The 21,519-nt window shown below is 44.5% G+C and carries 28 protein-coding genes; 12 read left to right on the top strand and 16 right to left on the bottom strand.

Annotated elements, in window-relative coordinates:
• Positions 1 to 28 precede the first annotated feature (28 nt).
• Complete coding sequence (locus ASF99_RS06790; RefSeq protein ID WP_055968023.1) at positions 29 to 508, bottom strand: GNAT family N-acetyltransferase; 480 nt, start codon at positions 506 to 508, stop codon at positions 29 to 31.
• A gap of 120 nt (positions 509 to 628) precedes the next feature.
• Here ASF99_RS06790 and ASF99_RS06785 point away from each other — a divergent pair, with 120 nt between their 5' ends.
• Both ASF99_RS06785 and ASF99_RS06780 read left to right on the top strand, forming a co-directional pair.
• Positions 629 to 1,075: a MarR family winged helix-turn-helix transcriptional regulator gene (locus tag ASF99_RS06785; RefSeq protein ID WP_055968020.1), complete on the top strand. Its 447-nt coding sequence runs from the start codon at positions 629 to 631 to the stop codon at positions 1,073 to 1,075.
• A gap of 36 nt (positions 1,076 to 1,111) precedes the next feature.
• Positions 1,112 to 2,380, top strand: coding sequence for an NAD(P)-binding domain-containing protein (locus ASF99_RS06780; protein ID WP_082487059.1), 1,269 nt, complete (start codon positions 1,112 to 1,114; stop codon positions 2,378 to 2,380).
• A gap of 20 nt (positions 2,381 to 2,400) precedes the next feature.
• Here the strand turns inward: ASF99_RS06780 and ASF99_RS06775 are convergent, their stop codons facing one another.
• Entirely contained in the window at positions 2,401 to 2,841 is a 441-nt protein-coding gene (locus tag ASF99_RS06775; protein ID WP_055968014.1) for a VOC family protein, read from the bottom strand.
• Between the two features lie 150 nt (positions 2,842 to 2,991).
• Between ASF99_RS06775 and ASF99_RS06770 the strand changes: the two genes are divergently transcribed.
• On the top strand, positions 2,992 to 3,738 hold the full coding sequence (locus tag ASF99_RS06770) for a bacteriorhodopsin (RefSeq protein ID WP_055968011.1): 747 nt from the start codon (positions 2,992 to 2,994) through the stop codon (positions 3,736 to 3,738).
• 32 nt (positions 3,739 to 3,770) lie between these two features.
• Here the strand turns inward: ASF99_RS06770 and ASF99_RS06765 are convergent, their stop codons facing one another.
• Positions 3,771 to 4,193, bottom strand: coding sequence for a hypothetical protein (locus ASF99_RS06765; RefSeq protein ID WP_055968008.1), 423 nt, complete (start codon positions 4,191 to 4,193; stop codon positions 3,771 to 3,773).
• Between the two features lie 81 nt (positions 4,194 to 4,274).
• Here ASF99_RS06765 and ASF99_RS06760 point away from each other — a divergent pair, with 81 nt between their 5' ends.
• Positions 4,275 to 4,784 carry a DNA topology modulation protein gene (locus ASF99_RS06760; protein ID WP_055968005.1) on the top strand — a complete coding sequence of 170 codons (510 nt, stop codon included), beginning with the start codon at positions 4,275 to 4,277 and terminating at the stop codon, positions 4,782 to 4,784.
• Here the strand turns inward: ASF99_RS06760 and ASF99_RS06755 are convergent.
• Together ASF99_RS06755 and ASF99_RS06750 are read right to left on the bottom strand one after the other, a co-directional pair.
• Positions 4,750 to 5,319, bottom strand: a complete 570-nt coding sequence (locus tag ASF99_RS06755; protein WP_055968003.1) for a GNAT family N-acetyltransferase — start codon at positions 5,317 to 5,319, stop codon at positions 4,750 to 4,752. The two genes, ASF99_RS06760 and ASF99_RS06755, sit on opposite strands and share 35 nt — an antisense overlap.
• A gap of 125 nt (positions 5,320 to 5,444) precedes the next feature.
• Positions 5,445 to 7,151 (bottom strand): methyl-accepting chemotaxis protein, encoded by a 1,707-nt coding sequence (locus tag ASF99_RS06750; RefSeq protein WP_055968000.1) that lies wholly within the window; start codon positions 7,149 to 7,151, stop codon positions 5,445 to 5,447.
• A gap of 160 nt (positions 7,152 to 7,311) precedes the next feature.
• On the opposite strand from ASF99_RS06750, the gene ASF99_RS06745 reads away from it, so the two are divergent.
• Positions 7,312 to 8,364, top strand: a complete 1,053-nt coding sequence (locus ASF99_RS06745) for a C45 family autoproteolytic acyltransferase/hydolase (RefSeq protein WP_023468255.1) — start codon at positions 7,312 to 7,314, stop codon at positions 8,362 to 8,364.
• 39 nt (positions 8,365 to 8,403) lie between these two features.
• Here ASF99_RS06745 and ASF99_RS06740 read toward each other — a convergent pair whose 3' ends face one another.
• From ASF99_RS06740 to ASF99_RS06725, 4 genes are all read right to left on the bottom strand, one after another.
• Entirely contained in the window at positions 8,404 to 8,880 is a 477-nt protein-coding gene (locus ASF99_RS06740) for a GNAT family N-acetyltransferase (RefSeq protein WP_055967998.1), read from the bottom strand.
• Positions 8,862 to 9,440, bottom strand: coding sequence for a GNAT family N-acetyltransferase (locus ASF99_RS06735; RefSeq protein ID WP_055967995.1), 579 nt, complete (start codon positions 9,438 to 9,440; stop codon positions 8,862 to 8,864). Before ASF99_RS06735 ends, ASF99_RS06740 begins: the two co-directional genes overlap by 19 nt.
• A 34-nt stretch (positions 9,441 to 9,474) precedes the next feature.
• Positions 9,475 to 9,963 carry a GNAT family N-acetyltransferase gene (locus tag ASF99_RS06730; protein ID WP_055967992.1) on the bottom strand — a complete coding sequence of 163 codons (489 nt, stop codon included), beginning with the start codon at positions 9,961 to 9,963 and terminating at the stop codon, positions 9,475 to 9,477.
• Between the two features lie 109 nt (positions 9,964 to 10,072).
• Positions 10,073 to 10,978: a methyl-accepting chemotaxis protein gene (locus ASF99_RS06725; protein ID WP_055967988.1), complete on the bottom strand. Its 906-nt coding sequence runs from the start codon at positions 10,976 to 10,978 to the stop codon at positions 10,073 to 10,075.
• A gap of 265 nt (positions 10,979 to 11,243) precedes the next feature.
• On the opposite strand from ASF99_RS06725, the gene ASF99_RS06720 reads away from it, so the two are divergent.
• Genes ASF99_RS06720 through ASF99_RS06710 form a run of 3 tightly spaced genes read left to right on the top strand, consistent with a single transcriptional unit; the run spans position 11,244 to position 13,782 of the window.
• On the top strand, positions 11,244 to 12,227 hold the full coding sequence (locus ASF99_RS06720; protein ID WP_055967985.1) for an ROK family protein: 984 nt from the start codon (positions 11,244 to 11,246) through the stop codon (positions 12,225 to 12,227).
• Positions 12,224 to 13,387: an MFS transporter gene (locus ASF99_RS06715; protein WP_055967982.1), complete on the top strand. Its 1,164-nt coding sequence runs from the start codon at positions 12,224 to 12,226 to the stop codon at positions 13,385 to 13,387. The genes ASF99_RS06720 and ASF99_RS06715 overlap by 4 nt, the downstream gene beginning before the upstream one ends.
• Before the next feature lie 17 nt (positions 13,388 to 13,404).
• The gene (locus tag ASF99_RS06710; RefSeq protein WP_055967979.1) at positions 13,405 to 13,782 is read left to right on the top strand and encodes a VOC family protein; all 378 of its coding nucleotides are present in this window, start codon (positions 13,405 to 13,407) and stop codon (positions 13,780 to 13,782) included.
• Positions 13,783 to 13,846: 64 nt separating this feature from the next.
• Here ASF99_RS06710 and ASF99_RS06705 read toward each other — a convergent pair whose 3' ends face one another.
• Together ASF99_RS06705 and ASF99_RS06690 are read right to left on the bottom strand one after the other, a co-directional pair.
• Positions 13,847 to 14,320, bottom strand: a complete 474-nt coding sequence (locus ASF99_RS06705) for a hypothetical protein (RefSeq protein WP_023468247.1) — start codon at positions 14,318 to 14,320, stop codon at positions 13,847 to 13,849.
• A 592-nt stretch (positions 14,321 to 14,912) separates the two neighbouring features.
• Positions 14,913 to 15,524 (bottom strand): DUF3885 domain-containing protein, encoded by a 612-nt coding sequence (locus ASF99_RS06690; protein ID WP_055967974.1) that lies wholly within the window; start codon positions 15,522 to 15,524, stop codon positions 14,913 to 14,915.
• Positions 15,525 to 15,621: 97 nt separating this feature from the next.
• Between ASF99_RS06690 and ASF99_RS06685 the strand changes: the two genes are divergently transcribed.
• Both ASF99_RS06685 and ASF99_RS06680 read left to right on the top strand, forming a co-directional pair.
• Complete coding sequence (locus ASF99_RS06685; protein WP_023468243.1) at positions 15,622 to 16,122, top strand: GNAT family N-acetyltransferase; 501 nt, start codon at positions 15,622 to 15,624, stop codon at positions 16,120 to 16,122.
• A 37-nt stretch (positions 16,123 to 16,159) separates the two neighbouring features.
• Positions 16,160 to 16,837 carry a hypothetical protein gene (locus ASF99_RS06680; protein ID WP_023468242.1) on the top strand — a complete coding sequence of 226 codons (678 nt, stop codon included), beginning with the start codon at positions 16,160 to 16,162 and terminating at the stop codon, positions 16,835 to 16,837.
• 22 nt (positions 16,838 to 16,859) lie between these two features.
• Here the strand turns inward: ASF99_RS06680 and ASF99_RS06675 are convergent, their stop codons facing one another.
• The 3 genes from ASF99_RS06675 to ASF99_RS06665 all read right to left on the bottom strand — a co-directional run bounded on the left by ASF99_RS06675 (position 16,860) and on the right by ASF99_RS06665 (position 18,649).
• Entirely contained in the window at positions 16,860 to 17,144 is a 285-nt protein-coding gene (locus tag ASF99_RS06675) for a DUF3784 domain-containing protein (protein ID WP_051353626.1), read from the bottom strand.
• 843 nt (positions 17,145 to 17,987) lie between these two features.
• Positions 17,988 to 18,323, bottom strand: coding sequence for a hypothetical protein (locus ASF99_RS06670; RefSeq protein WP_055967971.1), 336 nt, complete (start codon positions 18,321 to 18,323; stop codon positions 17,988 to 17,990).
• Between the two features lie 47 nt (positions 18,324 to 18,370).
• Positions 18,371 to 18,649, bottom strand: a complete 279-nt coding sequence (locus ASF99_RS06665) for a hypothetical protein (RefSeq protein ID WP_023468239.1) — start codon at positions 18,647 to 18,649, stop codon at positions 18,371 to 18,373.
• A gap of 319 nt (positions 18,650 to 18,968) precedes the next feature.
• On the opposite strand from ASF99_RS06665, the gene ASF99_RS06660 reads away from it, so the two are divergent.
• A complete protein-coding gene (locus tag ASF99_RS06660; RefSeq protein WP_023468238.1) occupies positions 18,969 to 19,211 on the top strand; it encodes a hypothetical protein in 243 nt (80 codons plus the stop codon).
• A 274-nt stretch (positions 19,212 to 19,485) separates the two neighbouring features.
• Here ASF99_RS06660 and ASF99_RS06655 read toward each other — a convergent pair whose 3' ends face one another.
• The gene (locus tag ASF99_RS06655; RefSeq protein WP_023468237.1) at positions 19,486 to 20,463 is read right to left on the bottom strand and encodes a DUF2268 domain-containing protein; all 978 of its coding nucleotides are present in this window, start codon (positions 20,461 to 20,463) and stop codon (positions 19,486 to 19,488) included.
• 190 nt (positions 20,464 to 20,653) lie between these two features.
• On the opposite strand from ASF99_RS06655, the gene ASF99_RS06650 reads away from it, so the two are divergent.
• Positions 20,654 to 20,869 carry a hypothetical protein gene (locus ASF99_RS06650; RefSeq protein WP_023468236.1) on the top strand — a complete coding sequence of 72 codons (216 nt, stop codon included), beginning with the start codon at positions 20,654 to 20,656 and terminating at the stop codon, positions 20,867 to 20,869.
• 323 nt (positions 20,870 to 21,192) lie between these two features.
• Here the strand turns inward: ASF99_RS06650 and ASF99_RS06645 are convergent, their stop codons facing one another.
• The gene (locus ASF99_RS06645) at positions 21,193 to 21,453 is read right to left on the bottom strand and encodes a hypothetical protein (protein ID WP_217448906.1); all 261 of its coding nucleotides are present in this window, start codon (positions 21,451 to 21,453) and stop codon (positions 21,193 to 21,195) included.
• Between the last annotated feature and the right edge of the window lie 66 nt (positions 21,454 to 21,519).

Here is a 21,519-nt window from a genome sequence, read left to right as displayed (position 1 = left end):
AAAAATCAAGCGTGTAAAGATCACTTCATTACCTAAGGTCATTTCGTCGCTCAAATAACAACGTGTCTCGCCAGACACCATGATGCTGTGCGATGGCACGTCGTCGACCGACTAATTCGAATCCAAGTCGCTCATGCAGCCGTCTGCTTGCGATGTTTTCTGGGAACATGTGTGATTGAAGCGTCCAGATCCCGTTGGCGTCCGCATAGGTGATCAATGCCTCCATTAAGAATCGTCCACCGCCGAGTCCTCGAGCGGAACGCTCTAGATATATACTGACTTCTCGTACGCCACGGTAGACATGACGTTCAGAAACACATCCCAGTTTAGCCCAGCCAATCACTTTTCCACCTTGCTCTAGAACGAATCGTTCAGATTGCATCAGCGTTTTCCACCACTCTTGCTCATGAATCATCGTTTCGAACGTCGCGTTCCCTTCTTCTACTCCTTGACGATAGATGGCTAACACAGTGCTACGATCTTTCTCTTCCATCGAACGAACAAGCATCGAATTCCCCTTTCCTTATTAACGACTGAATATGAGAAAATCATATATTTATTATTTGCAATTTGCAAGTTTATATCGTATAACTGATTCATAAGCAAAATAACGAAGGGAGAGCTATACATGAATGAAACTCGTGAACTATTTCAAACGTTCACCCGGCGCTTCGGATTATTGAATAAGAATTGTTGCGCCGTCCTAGAAGAAGAAATTTCTCTCGTTCAAAGCCATCTGCTGTATCAGGTTGCCAAACACCCTGACTCCGCAATGCAAGAAATTGCGGACCAACTCGCTCTTGATATCACTACGTTCAGCCGACAAGTGCAAACATTGATTAAGCGGGATCTACTCGTAAAGCGTCCCGCGATCAACGATCGGCGAATTCACCTACTTCGCCTGTCCGAGAAAGGATTGCGTGTTGCTCAAGCCATTGACGAAGAGATGAACACGTATCTTGATTCCATCTTCTCATCAATGACTTCGTTCGAAAAAGCACATGTCCTCCAGGCAATCGACTTGCTGAACACGAAGATGGGCGAGAGTGACGTCTGCTGTAAACCATGTCTCTAATACTTGCAACTTACAAATAAAAAGGAGGTTTTATTCATGTCATACGCTTCTTCCCACCCCATCGTCATCATCGGTGCCGGTCCGATCGGTCTTGCAGCTGCAGCTCAACTTGTAGTGGAAGGTCAATCATTTTTACTATTTGAGAAAGGTCCTTCGATTGCCCACCATATCAAACAATGGGAACACGTTCGGATGTTTTCGACGTGGCAATACAATATTAGTGACGCAGCACGTCACTTGCTCGAGCTGACGGACTGGATTGCACCAGCAAACGATACTGTGCCGACCGGAACTGAATTGATCAAACAATACCTTGCCCCACTTGCTGCATTACCAGAAATTGCTCCCTCTCTACATTTCCAACATGAGATTCTCTCAATCTCACGGGCAGGTCTAGACAAGATGACAAATGCCTCACGTGAAGTAACGCCGTTCGAATTAGTCATAGATACGCCGAATGGTCGTAAGCATATTCTCGCTCGCGCGGTCATCGATGCGTCTGGAGTCCTCGGGCGACCAAACCCTGCAATCAGTTCTGGTCATCGAGTCGAAATCGAGCAGAACTTACCTGTCCGGTATTCGATCGTAGATGCGAAACGTGATACTGTTGTTTTCGCTAATCAATCCGTCGCTGTCATCGGTAGCGGGCACTCGGCTTTGAACTCGCTTCTTGAACTCGTTTCCATTAAAGAGCAACACCCTGAAACGGAGATTCATTGGATTCTTCGCAAATCGGACCCCGTTCTAGCCTATGGAGGAGAAGATAAAGATGCACTTGAAGGTCGCGGGGCACTCGGTTCGCGTATCCGTCAGCTCGTTGAACGAGATCAGATTAGGGTTCACTCCAGCTTCAAGACCCGATCCATTGAATCGAAAGGGAAGTCGTTTGACATCACTGCTCAAGATGGTCGATCTCTCCATCATATCGATCAGCTGATCGTCAACGCAGGAAGTCGACCCGACTTCTCGTTCCTTGAAGAAGTACGGCTTGATATCGATCCTGCGACCGAGAGTAGTCGAATACTTGCTCCTCTGATTGATCCGAACCTTCATAGCTGTGGAACTGTCCGTCCACATGGGGAAGCAGAGTTACGTCATCCAGATCACGGACTTTATCTGGTCGGTGCGAAGAGTTACGGTCGTGCTCCGACCTTCCTGCTTGCGACCGGTTATGAACAAGTTCGATCAGTCGTTGCTTTTCTTGTCGGAGACGAGGCACGTGCGAAGCAGGTCAAGTTATCATTACCGGAAACGGGTGTGTGCAACGTTTCCCTGCCACAATCATCGACTTCCTGTTGTTCTTAAAAATATACATCGGACCAGTCTTAGACGGGTCCGATTTTTTCTGCCAACTCAATGATCACGTCTTCTGGTCCTCTTACGTAACATAGGCGATATTCATTTTCGTAATTCGCGATGTCGCCAATCAACTGATATCCATTGTCCGCTAAACGTTCGACGAGCGCGGTGAGTGCCGTTACTTCAAAACAGAGATGACGCAATCCACCTGCGTGGACGGATTGGATCACGGAAGCCGTGTCGAGCGGGTGTTTAAATCGAACGAGTTCAAGCCATAACGGTTCACCTGGTAATCCGAGTGCAACACACTCCGTCTCCGCTCCCTCTAGACTCAATAAACGATCGAGTAACTCTCCTTTCATCTCCCATCGTCCGCGTACTTCGAGACCGCAAAGCGAAAAAAAGTGAATCGCTTCTTCTAAATTCACGACGTTCAGACTGATATGATCCGTTCGTTTAATCGGCATTCGTCACTCCTCCTCAAGTGTGTCGAAATGTTGTCAATTCGTTGATATACAGCACATTTAGAGCGTTTCGACTTAGTATCTGAAGACTGTATCGTTAGTAAAATAAAAGTATGAAAGGTCGTGTCCACTTACGAAAAGGAGTCGAATCACATGGAAGATGTCAACCTTCTCGTTCTTGCGACCCAGTACATGTTTTGGGTCGGATTCGTCGGAATGGCAGCCGGTACGCTCTATTTTCTCGTCGAACGAAATTCCCTTGCCCCGGAATACCGCTCGACCGCAACAGTCGCTGCTCTCGTCACGTTCGTCGCTGCGATTCATTACTATTTCATGAAGCAAGTTGTTGGGGAATCAGGTTTGTTGTCGGAGATTGATGGTTTTCCGACTGAAATCCGCTACATCGACTGGCTCGTGACGACGCCTCTCTTATTGATCAAGTTTCCGCTGTTACTCGGTTTAAAAGGTGGGAAAGGACGTTCGCTTCTGACGAAACTCGTTATCGCCGACATCATCATGATCATCGGTGGGTATATCGGCGAGTCGTCGATCAATCTAGCGGGTGGCTTCACACAACTCGGTCTTTGGGCATACGTCGTTGGTTGTGTCGCATGGTTTTATATCATTTATCTGCTGTTCACGAACGTCACGAAAGCCGCTGAAGATAAGCCTGCCCCGATTCGTAAAGCCTTGCTGCAGATGCGCTTGTTCATCTTGATTGGATGGGCGATCTATCCGGTCGGTTACGCGGTCACCTTGTTTGCACCCGGTATCGAGGTGCAACTCGTCCGCGAATTGATCTATAACTTCGCTGACTTGATCAACAAGGTTGGATTCGGTCTGATTGCCTTCTTCGCTGTCAAAACGATGTCTGCTACGAAAAATTTAAAATCGACTTAATCAAAAGACCGGATGTTTTGAGCATCCGGTCTTTATTTGAATTCATGCTGTAAATCCTGTGGAAATCCTCCGTTTTTAAAGATAAAACTTGACAGCTTAATCCTTTTCCCATCCATATCTAGAAAATAAGTTACGTTAGGTTCATTTGCAAATTCAACTTCAATTGAAGCCGGATTCGCCGAAGACTCATACGAAAATTTTTGTGTTTTTGTAGTGTAGACTTCATCAGGGAATTGACGTGCTAGTTCCATCTTAAGCAATTTCTCATTCTCAGCAATCTGTTGATTGACGAGCGTCGGTCGGATGTACCAAAAGGAACTGCACCCGATTGCCACCAAACCAAGTAAAATCAAGCCATAGCGCTTCCATCGCTGCGGCAGGAATAACACGCCGCAACCGATTACAAGTAGTGTAAAAACGATCGCCATCCCTTCGATTATGAAATTTGGTACCATCTCATCCACTCCTTTCGTTCTATCCTCGACTAGAAAACCGTGGTATGATCAATTCCTATGACAAAAAATAGGAGGTCTATGATGCGAAAAATCATCTTGATTGGTTCTGGTGGATCCGGTAAATCGACGCTTGCTCGTGCGATGGGCAAAAAACTCGGTTATCCCGTCGATCATCTCGACACCTTATTATGGCGTCCGAACTGGGAGGCGGTTTCGCGTGAGGAGCAACGCCAGATTCAACACATGCTCACGTCGCGCGACACGTGGATCATCGACGGCAACTACGGTGGAACGCTTGATTTACGAATCAAAGCCGCCGATACAATCATCTTCCTTGATCTACCGCGGACGATCTGTCTGTACCGAGCACTGAAACGGACGTGGCGCTACCGCAAGACCGGTCGACCGGATATGGCAGCAGACTTTCCGGAGAAACTATCGTTTGATTTTTTGAAATGGATTTGGCGGTTCCCGATCGATAAACGACCGAGTATCCTCTCAACGCTTAAAACGACGTCCGATAAACAAATCATTCATTTGACGTCCCGTCGTGCTGTCAAACAGTTTCTTCAATCTTTACCTGAGGCGTGATAACGTCCGTTCGTAACCGACCGTACATCCGTGCATCATGCGACCTTTCGCCTTGATAGAGATAGCCGCGTAAGACGCCTTCAAACGTAAATCCGAGTTTTTCGAGTAAGCGATAGGATGCTTCGTTCTCAAGAAATGTCACCGCACCTAACCGATGAAGCGCCAATTCTTTGAACGAAAACCGGATGACTTCTTGAACAGCTTCCGATACATAGCCTCGTCGCCAAAAATCTGGATGTAATTCGAATCCAAGTTCGGCTTTTTTCGCATATGGACTCCAGTTATTGAGTCCGACCGTTCCAATGAACCGCCCTGTCGAACGGTCGATCATGCCCCATCGGATTCCCCGTTTCATAGAAAACGTTTGATCAAATGAATGGATGATCTGACTTGCTTCCTCAAGAGACGTGAGCGGATCAATGCCATAATATTGAGTCACGCGTGAATCAGATAAGATCGTATAGAAATCATTGACGTAACTTTCCGTAACGCGAATCAAATCCAGCCTATTTGTCGATAACGATTGAAAGTTCATATGTATGCCTCCTAAAATATAGTATTCAGATACATACGACGCGTCTCCATGAATCACCTTCTTTTCCCATTTATCCCTACATAAAAACGACCTCGATCATGTCTCCATCGAGGTCGTTTTTAATCTTATACGGTAAATCGTCCGGTAACGTGTTTCAAATCATCCGCCATCGTTGCGAGTGATTGGGACGCGGATGCAATCTCTTCCATCGACGCCATCTGTTCCTCGGTTGAAGCGGAGATGTTTTGCGTTCCGGCAGCAGTTCCTTCTGTCACTGCTTGAATCGTCCGCATGACAGATGCGATTTGTTCACTCGCCGCCGCCATTTCCTGAACGGCACCGGATACCTCCTCGACGTGCCCTGTCACGTCGGTGATGGCTGTCTCAATTTCTGAGAATGAGGCACCTGCCCGATCGACGACAGAGATTCCACTCGTCATCTCGGTTGAGACTTTTTCCATCGAGACAACCGATGCTTCCGTCTCTTGTTGGATGACACGAATCAACGACTCGATCTGTTTTGCCGAGACTGCCGACTGCTCAGCGAGCGTTTTGACTTCCGCTGCGACAACAGCGAATCCGCGTCCTTGTTCGCCGGCGCGCGCTGCTTCGATTGCTGCGTTTAACGCGAGTAAGTTCGTCTGCGCTGCGACACCCTTGATCGAATCCGTAATTTGTCCGATTTCCTGCGATCGGTTACCGAGACCATCGATGACGTGGCTGAGACGCGAGACGTCTTCTTGAATCCGTCCCATCTGTGTCCCGAGTGTTCCGACGACCTGACCACCGAGTGCGACTTTTTCCATTGCATCTGCCGTACGTTCCGTCATCTGCTGCGCATTTCCGGCGACATAACGGACAGATGTCGTTAATTCTTCGATCGTCCGTGAAGCATCGGACACTTGATGCAGCTGCTGACTCGCACCACTTGCCATCTCTTCCATCGTCACAGCGACCATCTCGGTTGCTTTCGTCGTCGACTCTGCGTTGACGCTGAGTTCATCTGAAGCAACAGCGACACGCTCTGCTGTTCCCGTCAATTCTAAAACGACTTGTTGTTGTGACGCGATCATCTCATTAAAGGACGTCGTCAATTGACCGAGTTCGTCTTTAGAATCATAATCGCCACGAACCGTCAAATCACCGTTACCCGATTGGTCCATCCAGCCTTGTAATCGACGAATCGGACGGGTAATCAGACGCGTGATGTATAAAGCAAGTCCCACGAATAGGACGACACCTAATAAAATAATCCCGAGCATTAAGTAAAAGGCGGTCTGTTTTTCTGACTGATTTTGAGCGTTCAGATCCTTCGCCTGTCTCGTCATCGAAGCCATCAACGACTTCGCTGAACTGGCAACATTGTCCCGGACTTGCTCCAAACTCTCCGAGTAGGCTTTATAAGCCTCTTCGTTCTCATTTCGCGTCGCGGCATCTTGGACGAGGCTCATCCCGTTATCATAGGCTAGGACGTTATCCTTTAAGTCTTCTAATTGTTTTTTTGACTGTGCGGTAAATCGTCCTGTATCTTCTACCTTATTGAGCGATGAACGGATTTGCGCTTGTCGCGTATCGATATCCGCCTGCAGTTCACCGATTCGAGTCTCGTCCTTCGTTAAAATCATCTCGACTAAAAAGGAATCGAGTGCCCGTGTATCGATTCGGATCTGTGCCACCTCTTGAATTGGTATCAGATTTTCTTGATACATCGTGCGTGAAGCATTCGACATCTGATTCAAGAAATAGAGTCCTGCTCCTGCGATTAAGAGCATTGAGATGATTGCTGTCGCAATCAATACTTGAATCTTTCGTCTGACTGACATGTGTTTCATTCCATCCCCTCCCGTTTTTTTATCGGTTCAGGATTAAAATAGTTGATTGATTTTTCAATATTCCTATATTTTGATGTGCTCAAGCAAAGCCCTGCCGTACGACTTTCTCTCTCGTGTTCGATATAATCAGCATACAGCAGGTGAAGAAAGGATGGATTCCATGCAACGTGTAGCCAATGAGATCACACAATTCCGCGGCAGTCATTATGAGTTCGGTCGCGAACAAGGGCGTTACGTCAAACGAAACCAGTTGCTCCATAACCGGGAGGACAACTGGAAGATCCGTGTTCCGCGCTTTCAAGTCGATCCGGTCGAGACGAAGGAGATGTTTCTCCGGTACGCCCCGCATATTTGGGACGAGTTACTTGGACTCCAGGACGAACTTGAACTGTCGCTTCCGGATACGTTACTCCATTTCGGGCATTACCGGGTCGAAGGACCGAAAAGTGGTTGTTCGATCATGACCGGTGATAATTTCCTCGTCCGTAACTATGATTACCATCCGATGACATATGATGGTCGATTTTCCGTCTTTCAACCGAATGATGGTGGCTCAGCAATCATCGGTCCCGCATCGCGGGTGACCGGTCGGATGGACGGGATGAATGAACATGGGCTTGCGATGGGCTATAACTTCATTAATCGTCGCCGTCCGGGCGATGGGTTCGTCAGCTTCATGATCGGGCGGATCATCCTCGAGATGTGCACGTCGGTCGACGATGCGATCTCACTCGTCAAGGAGATTCCGCATCGCGGATCGTTCACGTACGTCGTCCATGATAAATCCGCGCGTTCGTTCGTCATCGAGGCGACAGCACGCGACGTCCAAGTACGGGAATCGAACATGTGCACCAATCACTTCGATTTGCTACAGCATGAAAACCGCTATCACCTCGATGACTCGAAACGTCGGATGATGGAGTTGAAGACCCATCAACACATGATTCAAGATGCGGAGTCCGCTTTTCGACTACTCAACGATACCGATAAAGGCGTCTTCGCTGATTTATATGCCCAGTGGGCGGGAACGATTCATACGTCTGCCTACTTTCCGGAAGAGTTGAAGGTCTGGTTTGCGCTCGGTGGTGATCAGGAACCGGTCACATTCGACTTTGCCGACTGGCTCGCTGGCAATGACTTCACAGCAAGCGAGATCACAGGTGAACTGGAGACGAACATTCAGTTCGCGAATACATTACAGACGTGGCGTTAAACGAAAAAGCTTCCTCCTGCTTGCGCAAGAGGAAGCTTTTTAATGGCTGACATCGAGACGTTTCGACATATGATAATCCGTCTTCTCGTACCCAAGCGAGTCATACACATGAATCGCCCGTTCGTTATGCGCGAAGACATGTAAGGAGATTTTCTTGACGTTCATCCGTTTTAATATCACTTCTAGTGATCGGAGCGCTTTCTTGCCGTAGCCTTGGTTCTGCTTGTCGGACGTAATCTTGACGTCGAAGATGAAGGCGGAACGTCCGCGTGATTCTTCCGTCACATGGACCCAAACCATCCCGATGTCGCTATCTGTCTCATCACGAAACGTAAACAAATAATGATCCTTCGTTTTCAGACCTTCTGGCAACAGCGCCGCGAACTCTTCAGTCGCCTTCTCAAGCGACTCGTTCTCTGACCACGTACCAGCGCGACACTTATCTGCCGCATATTCCTCGATTGCTACCGGTAGATACGACTCATAGGTCGCTTGATTCATTTGCTCGATGCGCATGCTGCCACCTCCTGCGTTTTCGTCCAGTCCCGTCGTAACATCGCATAGACCTGGATGTCGTGATACGTCCCGTACAATTTCTCAGCGTCCCGTAAGACGCCTTCTTCCGTGAAGCCGAGTCGTTCCGGGATTCGTCTGCTCCGGACGTTTCCGGTCGCACACTCGATGACGACACGGTTTAAGCCGAGCGTCTCGAAACAATAGTTCGTGACGAACCGGACGACGTCCGTCATGACACCTTTTCGTAGGCCCTTTTCTCCTAGATAATAGCCGATCGACGTTTGCCCGAGATGCCGATTAATTTCATGTAAACTGATCGTTCCAACGAGCTCGTCCTCAAGATAGATGCCGCATGTAAAGCCGTTACCATCGGCGAACTGTTGCAGCCATGCTGGAATGACGCTCTCCTGATATGTACTTGCCTCTGTTGCACCATCGACCCAACCGAGCCATTCGCGGAGATGGGGGCGATTGGCATCGACGAGGGCGAACAATCCTTCCGCATGGTGCCGTTCGATTAATTGAAGCGATACGTGATTGGATACTTGTAATCTGAACATGACCTCTCTCCTTTCTAGTACCTGTTGTTTGACATCACGTTGTCGTTTCCCTGCTTGACGTCACGTTCCATTCCATTCGTCTCGAGCGGACAGCCATTCCAAGTGCCTCGTAAAAGGCGATCGCTTCTTGATTGGCGTCATCGACGCCGAGTTCGATTTTGTCACAGCCAATCGTTTCCGCATGTGCGTAAGCGGCTTGCATCAATCGTCTCCCGACGCCTTGTTTTTGATGCGTATCCGCAACGACGAGACTGATGATGCGTAAGTAATGCTTATCGAAGACGAAGCCGCTTCCTTCGACGATGTCTTCCTTTAGGACGATCACACCGGCAAGCCCGCCTTGTTCCGCAACGAGTAATGCAAAATCCGGATTCTCGAGTTGCGACAGAAATAAGTCTTCCGGAACCGGCATCTCGTGCGGACGGTAATGATCGGGTCGTAAGGCGACGTGTTGATCGTGAATTTGCTGGAACAATGGAATCAATGCCTGAAAATCGTCAGGTCGAGCAGTGCGGATATTCATCAGTAGTTCGCTCCCTTTCCGTTTTGTAGTATATTAACATATTATTCCAAAGTGTAGAGGTACTTTTTTATACAAAAAGGCACTCCGTTACCGGAATGCCGTCTCTCACTTAAATTGCTTTTGTAAAGTCTCGCGCTGTCTCCGTTAACGTCGATGCCGCACTCTGAACGTCATGGAAGCGATCGACCGTTTCTGCGACGACCGTGACGCTTGCTTGTGCATCCGACGTTGCTTGCGTCATCGCACGGGCAATCCGCTGCAGTTCATCATTCATTCGCTGCGTCGTCTGTCGGACATCGACGACGGCTTGTTCGACGAGCTTTGAGAGATTTCTGACTTCAGTCGCGACGACATTGAATCCTTTGCCGTGTTCTCCGGCTCGCGCTGCCTCGATCGATGCATTGAGTGACAAGAGATTCGTCTGTGACGCAATTGTTTTGATCGTCTCCGTCACTTGAGCGATGTCCTGTGCCTGGCGTTGCAGTCGTTCAATCGTCTGATGGTTATCACGGGTCGTCTCGGCCATCTGTTCGATCGTTCGCCGTAACGCTTCGCTTTCCTGCTCGCCATGCGTCGATCGCGTATTCAAATCACTAGCAATCGTGTCAAACGAAGTCGCGAACTTTTGAATCGTCTGCTGACGATCCGTAATATCTGAGGCAATTTTCAAAACACCGGTCACTTCCGTTCCATCGTAAATCGGCATATAGGTTGCTTCTAGCCAAATCGATTGACCATGCGCATCGATGCGTTCAATTTTATCTGCCGTACTGAAGCCACTAAACAGCTTCTGCCAAAATGCTTGGTAACTGTCACTCATTGCAAACTCCGTCGTGCAGAAGAGATGATGCTGCATCCCGATCATCTCTTCTCGTTTATACTTCATCGTCTTTGCGAACAAACCATTGACATCGACGACACGACGTTGCCGATCGAATCGAATCATCGCGACGTTATCTCGCAGGGAGGCTAAAATTTCTTGGGATCCTAGGTCGGTTGAAAGTTGGGTGGTCATGATTACAAGCTCCTCTCGCCATCTACCTCCTGTTACAGGCTATCCAAGATATTACAAATCGGAATAGTATGAATTAAAGATATATGACTAAAATTTTTTTATCTTCTTTTTATATATCCAGACAACGATAGGATGAAACGTTATTTCTCTAAATATTCTTATCCTACACCTCTTTTTTAAACTTGTCTTTTTCTTCCGACCTGCTATACTCAAATCAAAACTTATTAAACTTTTTTAATAAGTGATTTAGATTGGAGGTCTTTGTTTGACTGAACTCATTTCACTTACACGTCACGCTTTTTTAGTCGACCATCTGGATACGATCCCTGCGATTCGTCAAGTCTTGGATGTCAGTTTTCCGACTGCAAGCAAACAGATCGATCAGATGATCGCTGCTCGGGAAATTGAAGAGACACCACTTGAATTGGTTCGCGGAGGGCGTCCGGCAAAACGGTATCGCTATCGCGCGGATCACTTCCACGGACTCGCTCTTTATCTCGAACGCACGTATCTGCAGTATCGCATCCACGACGTCGGTGGTCATCTGATCGCAACGGATCGCCTGAACTTCGATTCGACGGATCATGGATCTCATTTATTGAAAACGCTATCAACATTACTCGACGATCATCCAGATGTTCAAACGCTTGCGATTGGTGTTGCCGGTGCCGTTGATACCACCGGCACGATCCTGTTCGCCCCGGATTATCCGACGCTAGACGGTCGCCCCTTGCAACAAGAACTGACGGAACGGTTCGGGCGACCCGTCGTCATCGAAAATGATATGAACGCTGCGGTTCGTGCCCAAGCTTCTGATAACGAGACGACTGTCTATGTGTATCTCGGAACGAACGGACCGGGAGCCGGCGTCGCCGTTTCCGGTCATGTCATCCGCGGAGCGCATCACTTCGCTGGAGAGATCTCGTTCATCCCGTTTGACGACAAGCGAAATGTCGGACAAGTCCTCGCGACGACTACACCACACTCTGACGACTGGTATGAAGCGTTAAGTCGGATCATCCTCTCGTTTAGCGTCACCTTGAATCCGGATGCCATCTTATTTACGTCGTCCGATGTCTCGGATGACGGATTAGCTCGGCTGACGGAACGATGCGCCAAGCGCTTTCCGCTCGACAAATTACCTCAGTTGCGGCAAGGCGACTGGGAAACCGATTATTTAGATGGTTTGATGCAACTGAGCATCCAGTCATTCATTGAACAAATTCCGTTAGGAGGTCTCGCCCGATGACCCGTCTACTATTACCTTTGATTTATCTCGCTTTTATCAGTCTCGGTCTGCCGGATGCGTTACTCGGTACGGCGTGGCCCGTGATGCGGCTCGATCTCGAAGCACCGCTCGACATGGCAGGTTGGCTCTTTATGACGATTGCTGCAGGAACGATTGTTTCGAGTCTGTTTAGCGGTCGTCTGATCGAACGTTATTCAACGGGTCCGATCACGGCAGCTTCTGCCGGTTTGACGGCACTGACATTGATTGGTTTTTACGTTGCTCCGTCCTTGATTTGGCTCTTCGTCCTTGCGATTCCGCTTGGACTGGGTGCTGGAGTCGTCGACGCGGCGTTGAATCATTTTGTTGCCACCCATTATCAAGCGCATCATATGAACTGGCTCCATTGCTTCTGGGGCATTGGTGCGACAGCTGGTCCACTCATCATGGCTGGCGTATTGCTCGATTCCGGTTGGCGTGTTGGTTACCTCGTCGTCGGCGTATTGCAACTCGTTTTGATGATCATCTTGATCGTCAGCTTACCACTCTGGAAGCGGGCTCCGAAACAGGTGTCCGAACAGGTTCAGACCGTGAATACGTCTTCTGGAAAACCACGTGGATTGATTGCCGCTCTCGCAGCGTTTTGCTTTTATTGCGGCGTCGAGGCCGTCGTCGGGCTGTGGGGCAGTAGTTATCTTGTCCAAGTCCGGTCCTTTTCCGTAACATCAGCAGCGACGTGGATTTCCGTCTACTACGGAAGTATCACCGTGGGTCGATTCATCAGTGGTTTTCTGTCGCTGCGCTGGTCGAATCGTCGTTTGATTCGTGTCGGTCAATGGACGGCATTCGTCGGAGCCGCCTGTTTCATCCTCGCACCCGCTGCCTGGATGCCGCTTGGTTTCGTACTTGTCGGGCTTGGTCTCGCACCGATTTACCCAGCAATGCTCCATGAGACGCCGGTTCGCTTCGGGGAGGCTGCAGCGCAACGGCTGATGGGGGTACAAATGGCATTCGCCTATACCGGTAGTACCTTCATGCCGCCATTGTTCGGATGGCTGGCGACGTCCTATTCCTTATCGTTGTTCCATTGGTTTACGATCAGTCTCATCTTCTTGATGCTGGTCGCTACGGAAGGGTTGAACCGGATGTTGTTCAGACAGCGATTGGCAAAAGCGTCTTGAAAAAAGGAGGAATGGAGATGAAGATTGAACATATCGCCCTCTGGGTGGCAGACCTTGACGGGATGCGTCAATTCTACGAAACACATTTTGATGCAACGGCAGGCGAGCGGTATCATAATCCGGCGAAAGGGTTCATGTCGTATTTCCTGACGTTCTCGAGTGGTGCGCGTCTTGAGTTGATGCAACGGACAGATATCACGGAACGGACGATGAATGCGCTCGGGTATGCCCACTTCGCCTTTTCGCTCGGCAGCAAACAAGCGGTCGACGACTGGACGGCTCGGTTACAGAACACAGGTGTACAACATCTTGACGGTCCCCGGACGACGGGTGACGGGTATTACGAAAGTACGGTCGCAGACCCGGAAGGTAATGTGATCGAGTTGACAATCTAAGGATGAAACGAAACAATCCCTCATTCTGATTAGAGTGAGGGATTGTTTGTTGCTCGATGAATGCTCAATGGTTTCCTGCTTGTTGGTATGTTTCGTGACGAGTTGATTTCCGACGATCGATCAATCGTTCAAATACGAAAAGAGACCCTACTGGATAGAACAATAAGAAGACAACTTTCAATAGAATCTCCGTATCCATCCACGCTGAAAATGGTGGCAAAATGCCAAATAGAAGAAGAATTATTAACGACAGAACTCCTCCTAACAGCAGGTGCAGGACAATCGACCATCTACGCTTATGCTTTTGCTGACTCACGATATATTCAATCCCTAATGATAACGGTGTCCCGATCCCTAAAAAAATCAAACTCGTATAAAAGACCGTTACGACATAAACCTCGATCAGAACGAAGATCGTCATGAACAGATTTTCTTCAACACTCCCGAGGTTCACTGGATTCATCAATAAATAGATGAATCCAAAATGAAGACTCATCAACAGAATTGCCTTCATTTTTTGCAATACTTGCTTTTTCATAGATGCCTACCCCTTTCGAAAATAGTAAAAGACAGTAAAAGCCTCTATGAACTGAGGTTCCTACTGTCTTTATCCTTCGATTCACATATCTTAACATAACGTATAGTTTTGTAAAACATTGACACCACTGCAATTAACAAATCATGTAATGCATCAGTTGATTTGAAATTAAGGATTATTTCGTTAAACCTTTGCATGATAAGAATGTAATGCGTCCTATATTCAAGCATCTATTGAAAACTCTTTATATCCCAACATTTGTAATGATATGATTAATTCAAGCCAAATTATGGCTATATATTCTGCTTATTAAAGGAGACTCGTGTATGCGAAAGCACCTAGGATGGATCTCAATCGGTATTGTGGTTTTCACTTTCCTCACTGTTAAGCTCTTACCGTTCAATGGTTTTTGGGGTACGAACTATATGTTAGCTGGACTATTGCTTGCGCTAGTGTGCGCCATCATAAGTCTAAGAAATACGGGGAAAATCATTGCGTTAACATTACTCACTTCTCTATTGGTGCTTTTTATTTTTTCAGTGATCGGCTTCTTGGCACTAGCTTAAGTATTTCTAGAAGCGATTACATTCGATTAGCTGATATCATTACGATATTTCTTCTTGAACACGTCATACGTTGCTGAATCACCGAACAGTAGGAAACAACCGCGATCATCATAGATATTCATGACGATTTTTCGATCTACGTTCACGAAAAAGACTTCCGGATAGTATGTATATGTTTGACGAAATCTTGGTTGCAGCGGTGGGAAATCCTGATGGCAAATCGCTTTGATTAAACGCTTGTAATCTAATGCGTTTTTGTTCGGTAATAACACGGCATATTCGATCACTTGCTCTTCCTCATCCATCACTTTCTCTACAAACTTTATGTTGTATTTATCTGCTCTACGTCTTAACTGACGAAACACTTTCGTCGCTGACTGTTGATACTTACCGCGCTCACTTCTCACATGCACAATTAAATAAAGGGACTCCTCTTCTCGGAATACATCTTCAAACAGTTCGTTTGATTTTTTGTATACCTGTTTGAAGTATTCTTCATTGATTTCATCTAAATTATCCTTTAGCTGATAAAGATCCTTCACTAAATCTACGTGGAATACTAAATCCTTCTTGACAAAGGAACGATCAAATAAGTTCACCTTCCCAAAATGTTGTTGCAAGTATTGTTCTAAGTTCATTTTAAAACTCCTTTATTCTGATGAGGACAGATGTATTGTTTTAAATAACTGTTGCAGGACGGATCGATATAACAATTGTAGAAAGGAGGATGAAAAGATGATCATTGATACATTATCGAATCATCCTGAACAATTAGAAGTAGTTGCCACAATGATTCATACCGAATTCGTTCAAAAGAAAAAAGGAACGACACCCTATGAACAAATAAAAGCCTTTTTGGACAAAAAATCAGATGAGTCGTATCCTGTGACGTTGATTGCCTTAGATGATGTCACGTGTATCGGAACCGTCTCTCTCTTTGAAAATGACTTGAAGGAACGACCAGCCTATACGCCTTGGCTCGCTTCTTTATTCGTTGAAAAAGTCTATCGGAATCAAGGGATCGCGCAGCAACTGATCAATCAATTAATCGTTTACGCCAAATCACGACAGATCACAACAATCTATTTAAAAACAGAAAACGCTTCAGCATATTATAAAAAATTAGGATGGACTTTAGTTGAGGCGATTGAGACGACGAATTCACCCATGTATATTTTCGCTTATAATATTGATGACGCTTCATTCGTTCTAGTGAGCGACAACAGCAACTATTAAAGCTTTACTCTTATGAGATAACAGAAAGGACGTTTTTATGAATCTCGAAATTAAAAGCTATCTTGAAATTCCGCCTGAAAAAGAAGAGCATGATGTGAATCACACTTATCCAGGATTCGTAGAGATGACCCATACGATCGACAACGATATCTTTAACTATGCTTTTGGTCGAGCTGGCGGCTATCCTGCTGGAAAAGTCGTCTTTTGTATAGAGGGAATGCCTCTCCCTTTTAACGCACACGTGAGCGAGCTATTCCAATTTTGGCATGCGTTAATAAAAAGTGTGACCACGAATGATTTGCATGACATCGAAAAGTTCGATTGGTCACTTCCATATGAAAACGAAGAAATTTCTAACCAGTTCATGATTCGATTTTTCTATCGAAAAAAACAAGTAGAATTTCATTATCAAAATCAACTCTTGGCTACTTTTTCACTAGAGACCTATAAAAAAGCAGTACTGCATGGGTTTTTAGATTTCATGTGGCATACGAATCTGGAGTTTGAGACGATCGTGTATGATTCGCTTGGTGAGGAGATTAATTACGGAGCGATGCGAGAAGATACAGGAGACGATTTATACACATGTCGCTACATCTTCTTACAATTCATGAGAGAACTTTATCGTCAAAAAAATGATATACAGACGTTGATTGACTTCGATTTTAAGATTAGTCGCCCTTTCTCTAAATTAAATTATGATTTAAACGACTAAGGACATACTGACTTAGACGAATTTACAGTCCTTTTTTAAATCGATTCTTCGTATTCGTATAGACGCCTGCAAAAATTATAAAAAACACGAGTAGAACGAAGCCTACTACGAATAAAAACGAATATCCAGATATCTCACTGAATGCGATCAATAATAGGCTAAAGCTAATCCCATACATGATCTTTCCCATGAATTTACACAGGGCGACTTCGTCATATGTTTCCTTTTTACTCTCTGACATCGTATTATATCCTGCAAGCAATGAGGCACCCTTTCCTCTTGATAAAACGATCGCAAACACTAGCATGGGGATTAAAATCACGACATACACGATGGAATCGTTCAAGGTCGTTGCTCCTTTCTCCTGTTTTAATAGATATCATGTTATTTATCCATTTACGTTCTATAAGCAGTCTGCGTTTCATAAAATATCATAAGTACACTACCACAGTAATATGTTGATTTAGTAAATGACCGAAAGAACAATCGTATGTTGAAACTCTTAATCGTACCCATTATCTGTATCCCTTTATTGATTCTATCTGCGTGTAAGGAATAACACTCAAGTGATCAAGTAAGAGCAAAGACCGCAGTGATCAACCAAGATAGTGAGCTGAACATCGTTCTACTATATGATTCCTACCAAAAATACTTTAGCGCTAGAGAGCGATTGCTTTTGAGTCAGAACCGCATGTAAAGCTTTCATCCTTAGTTCTTCTGGTTAGCGTGTCCACTTTGTTCGATTATCAAATGTAGAGAATACTCCCATGCGATATTTTGTCCTTCAACTATTCAAGGGCGTGACTGAAAACTCGAAGAGCGAGGCGATTGACTTAATTCCATCCTCACCCATCGTGACGAAAATGATGTATTGTTTTTGACCTATCAAAATCTAGATGTAGCTATAGTAAAAGCTTCCTAAAAAAGTAGACAGTTGAAATATCAAAGCTGTCTACTTTTTTAGGAAGCTTACCATTCTTATTTCATCAAGACCATTTTTCTTCAGCATCCATCCAACAATTGTTTTTTAAATCAAGAGAATCATCACTATCGTGTATCGTAAAGTACGATGGAAGATTTAGTGACGCTCCACCAGCTTTTTCCCAGCACAATCTGAACCATTGTGCAAAAACGCTTTGTTCTTGTGGAATTAACTTTTCTTCATTTTGCTCATGAAACTCAAAAAAACCTCGAGTTGACTGTCGTTCATTTGATGATATTCGACTTCTTGTAATACATCTTCGCTCCCAGCAAAAACAGTTGAATCGTTTCCTTCGTTAAATACTTCATTTGCTTCTTTATCCATTGAGAACATGATGACCGAAAGTTCGAATCTAGTCGGTTCAATGAATGCTGTGAAGTCCAGTACTTCGATGTCCTTAGAGAACGGATAAGAAAAGATTTTCTGGAGTTGGTCCTCCACTAAACCTGACTGCTTTTCAAGATGGATCTTAATTGAATCAATATAGTTTTCGACTGTAAACATGATAAGTACCTCCAAGCATGAATCTATCAATTTATGTTATTAATTCGTCAGCCTTGCTTCATGTTTTCATCGTGTTTCTCTTGAAGTCGTCTCTCTAGAACTAATACGTATATTACAGCAAACAATACTCCAATTATTCCCGGCAAAACAGCAACGATGGGATCCTTCAAATATGCGAATGGAATTACATACGTAAACAACATCTTGATTCCATATGAAACCAACACGGACGTCAGTAAAACTAAAGTTATAGTCCGCTTTTCAATATTCCCAAAAAATTGATGTCTTTGTTTCTCTACTTTATGTATACCGAGCCAAGATAACATCTTCAAATCTCCTTTATTCATAGCTAATAGTTGACAATCATCACTCTACCATACGACCTTATATTTGTACTAAAAAGTAAGTTTACTTTAAGGATTTTCACCAAAAATGCTTATCAATATAAAAAAACTAACCTAATCAAAAAACTAACCTAATCAAAATTTACGATACGTATAAGAGGATGATTCATAGTTATCATTAAGTAAGTGAGATAGGATGACAGGCGTTTAGAAGAGAGACGTACACCTCTAATTGCTTGAATAACATCCCATTTTTTGTATACTGATAATGAAATTTATACAAATAAAAGGGGGTCTTCTCTTGAGAGCAAAACTTGGCTGGATTTCTATCGGATTAATGGTTCTTACTTTCTTGGTACTTTTTACATTCCCGATTAATGGATTTTGGGGCGACGCCATCCTCATTGGTGGTCTGGTCCTTGCTTTATTAGCTGCTATCTTTAGTAATCGAGGTATAGGCAAAATGTTAGCTTTTATTTTAATGATGGTTCTTTTAATTTTATTTGTACTATCTGTCTTGAATTTTTTAGGGATTTTCGCATAAAATCGAATCGATCGAATTGGATAACGAATGTCTAAGCTCTTACAAAGATGTGACAGTCCAATAAGAACGCTCCCTCAGAGTATATGTAAGAGAGAAAACATTCTTATATATCCAATAGATCGTCACGCAGTCATTTCAGCATAACTTTATCTGAGAGTATGCTCTTCACATTCTCTATTATATCTTCGGTTGCTTTTGGCGTTTTGACCTTCTAGATTGAAAGTATTTACTTTTTCGCTTCAAACGTCAGTGTTTTTTATGCACCTTCTCCTCTTTACTCAAGAATCAATTTAAACTTTCCTTCATGAATGACATCTGAAACTGGTGTTAATGAAAACTCTTGCAGTGTCTGCTCAGATTTTTTTTGTCGGAAATCTGACATTAACTCCGTTCCTAAACTGTAAACAGTTAATCGAGGGACATCCTTCGCTTCACTTCCAGTGCTAAGTTCTTCGTAGCTTAAGGAGTTGTTCTTAACCTGTTCGAGTATCTTCTTTTTATCGTTGAAAGCCATCTTTTCTGTTTCTATAGGGGGCGCTTTAGGATAAAGTTCCTTCGCAAACACCTCCGCTTTACCTTCGAATATGAGATAGTCGATGGAACTTGGTTGTCTGATTTCAGGATGTTCGTTCACTACGGAATGATTATACTCATGCGCAACAACGTACTCCAGTATCTCATGCGTATACTCTTCACCTAACATAATCACCATACTACCATCGCTCATCGTAAAACCAATCAGCCCGCTCGTCGCCTTTGCGGCGTATCGATGCTCTTCCGATAAGGGTAGCATCAGGATAATCTTATCTTTACCAGGAAGGTGGTCAGCTGATTTTCGGAGTGCCTCATGAACAGCTTTCATATTTTCTTTCTCTTCATGCATCAAACGTTTCGTCAATCTTTTTAAATCGTTCAAATAAGAAGTGGCGGAAAAAACGTCATTGAACCCCTTGAAATCAAGAAAGATATCCTGCTCTTTCTGAATGCGATCCAGTTCCCGACGGACGGTTTTATCGAAGATTCGCTGTAGGTCCTCGTCCGTGACGTTTGTGTCCTTCATCTTTTTCTGAACTTTTGTGAAGTAGTCGATATAGGCTGGGTACAATGTAATGATTTTTGCATGCTGGTCTTTTGCTAGTTCAACTTCTCGAATAGTGGACTTGGGTTTCTCAGTCGACTGCGTCGGTTGGGATGTACATCCTGATACACAACAAATGAGTATTGATAAAAAGAACGCTAGACGTATTCTCAAAATTATTTACCACCTTATTGTTGAAATGATTGTATCGTATAACGCTTATAAAATAATTATATAGATTTATTTTCCATCTATCCATAAAAAAGTAAGTTTCAGTTTGTTCATAGACCATTTTTAAGAACCTATAACGTTATCTACGTATACATTTGTTTTTCTAAAATTCTCATCGTTTGGAGTGTTAAACATGTCAGTTGGATGGAGTGGTACGATTCAAGATTTTTTACAGATCGATCAACATCAGTTTTCGCAAGCCTTACAGCATTCCATTCCAAATGATGCCTATCGTGTCATTTTGACGAGAAATCGAGATGGATTAATTATTTATATTTTTGAAAAACCTGAGTTAGAAGAAACATGGCATACACTTAAACACGTGTTACGTATTGAAAAACTAATATAACGTTCATCAAAAAAGTCTACATCTTGTACAGATGCAGACTTTTTTGATGAAATTTAGATGCCCATCAGTTTATTCCTTTCGTATAAAATTATCTTAATAAATTCGTCTGAATCGAAAAGAATTTTCCTTTGCATCAATTTTTTTATTAATTTCTGATTATACGTACTACCATCTATTCAGCGATGAATGCGAGCATGACAGTGCGGACAAATTGCTACGACATGTTCAGTATGATCAGGGTCACCATCCGAAAATTTATACACGTGACTCGCTTCAAATAGTTCAGATCGTCCATATACTTCGCATATTCCTGCCACTCTCTTTCATGCATATACTTTAATCGCTTCTGATTGTTTTCTGACCTTTATTTGTTTGACTTGAAATCGACTCATCTCTTGTCGACGTATCTTGAAGAGCCATATTTTTAAATTTTCAAGCGAATCTTCAATTATTACACTACTCTTCAAATGACGTTCCGACTCGAACTGATCATGCTTCATAATCGTAGCTGATCCAAGAACAAATTGCATGATCTCCCGTGAATGACCGTCACGATCGAGCACTTGTTTCAGTTTATAATCCATTAACGTTAGCTGATCATCAAATCGATATAAACCATTTTGTTCCTGATGAAAAAGTAACATATCTTT

Origin of the sequence: Exiguobacterium sp. Leaf187, assembly GCF_001423925.1 — a bacterium.
In the GTDB taxonomy this organism is placed as follows: domain Bacteria; phylum Bacillota; class Bacilli; order Exiguobacteriales; family Exiguobacteriaceae; genus Exiguobacterium_A; species Exiguobacterium_A indicum.
The sequence above is the reverse complement of the archived record's forward strand: the minus strand, read 5'-3'. Positions and strand labels throughout refer to the sequence as shown.